The sequence below is a fragment of the Pontibacter sp. HJ8 genome (assembly GCF_054824225.1).
The window spans coordinates 1-1,513 of record NZ_JSYF01000540.1 but is presented as its reverse complement, the minus strand read 5'-3'; the positions used below and the strand labels follow the sequence as shown (position 1 = coordinate 1,513).

Annotated in this window: 3 protein-coding genes; 2 read left to right on the top strand and 1 reads right to left on the bottom strand. The window is 47.1% G+C overall.

The genetic code is table 11. From position 1 onward, the window contains the following. Positions 1-53 precede the first annotated feature (53 nt). Positions 54-185, top strand: a complete 132-nt coding sequence (locus OB13_RS19075) for a hypothetical protein (RefSeq protein WP_461491776.1) — start codon at positions 54-56, stop codon at positions 183-185. Positions 186-320: 135 nt separating this feature from the next. Beyond that, entirely contained in the window at positions 321-920 is a 600-nt protein-coding gene (locus OB13_RS19070) for an FKBP-type peptidyl-prolyl cis-trans isomerase (protein ID WP_461491775.1), read from the top strand. Positions 921-971: 51 nt separating this feature from the next. On the opposite strand, the gene OB13_RS19065 is transcribed toward OB13_RS19070, so the two are convergent. Continuing rightward, entirely contained in the window at positions 972-1,469 is a 498-nt protein-coding gene (locus OB13_RS19065; RefSeq protein WP_461491774.1) for a hypothetical protein, read from the bottom strand. Positions 1,470-1,513 lie beyond the last annotated feature (44 nt).

Below are 1,513 nucleotides of genomic sequence, written 5' to 3'. Positions count from 1 at the left end.
TCACTACTATATAGCGTTTAAAAAGCAAGTTTAACTCTTCAGAAAAAATCAGCATGATGCGCATAACGACCATTTCCTCGTTGCTGCTCCTGGGCACAACGTTCGGCTACCTGATGAAGGGATGGCTAACGCCCGGTGAGTTCGACATTGACCTCAACGAAGAAGAAATACATCTGTATCTCTAGACAAGTGATTTAGTATTTTGATAGCAGAAAAGCGGGCCCTCCGGTCTGCTTTTTTCATTTAGCATACTGGCAGTTTAGGTTAATCCTCCCTGATCCAGTACTTTTATAGTTTCCAATCCATATACAACCCACAACATGACATTACAGGAAAAAATAAGCTACATTATTGGTCGCGACATGGCTACCAATCTGAAAAAACAAGGAATCGAGATCGAGGCGGAATCTTTTACCAAAGGCCTGAAAGAAGTACTGGCGGGTCAGCCTTCCTCCCTTTCGCAGGAAGAAGTGCAGCAGGCGATGATGCAGCTGCAGCATGAAATGACCCAAAAGCAAGGTGCCCAAGGTTCTGAAAACCAGAAAGAAGGCGAAGCTTTCCTGGCTCAGAACAAGAATAAAGACGGTGTTCAGACGCTCCCAAGCGGCCTGCAGTACCAGGTATTGAAAGAAGGCACAGGAAAGTCGCCTTCTGCATCCGATAAAGTTACCACGCATTATCACGGCACCCTGATCGACGGTACTGTATTTGACTCCAGCTATGAGCGTGGGCAGCCTGCTACATTTCCGGTAAATGGCGTGATCGCAGGATGGACAGAAGCCCTCCAATTGATGAAAGAAGGTGCGAAATGGAGACTCTTCATCCATTCTGACCTGGCGTATGGTTCGCAGGGGGCCGGTGATGCCATCGGACCGAATACAGCACTTATATTTGATGTGGAACTGATCTCAGTTCACTAGAAATGAAAAATCAGGTATGCGCGGGAAAGCCCGGGTATACCTGATTCTTGTTTAGATGCCGGCTGTCTTGAGGTCGGTCACAGACATTTCCCTGAGCCAGCGGCGACTCTCCTCCTGGTAGAGGAAGTGATGCATGATCAGGAAGTTATCCCCGTCCATCAACTCATCCCCGTCTATCTCATGCACCATGCTGTTGTAAGCAAAGACGGGCATCACAACGGCAATAAACACATTCTTCTGCACAGCGCGCAGCACCTCCGGGAATATGTATTTGAAAACCCATTGCTGGTCATTTTTTTCAATGGCTAAACGGTCCTGCAGGTCCAGTATCCACTTTTGCGGCTTGTACATCCGTACCATGCCCATGATATGCGTATAGCCCTGACGCAGTTCCACAGAACTTACCTCCCCTATCCATTTGATGTACAAGGTCTCCTCTTCCTGGTTGTAGTTTAGGATCAGGCTATCCTGCAGCACCTTTCTCTCCTTGTCACCCACAGTAAAATGCTTACCGAAGGCTTGTGTGCCCATTAGATTATCTGTAAACATATAAGTATGAGATTTGCAGCTTTTAACTAAAGTTGGTATTGGTG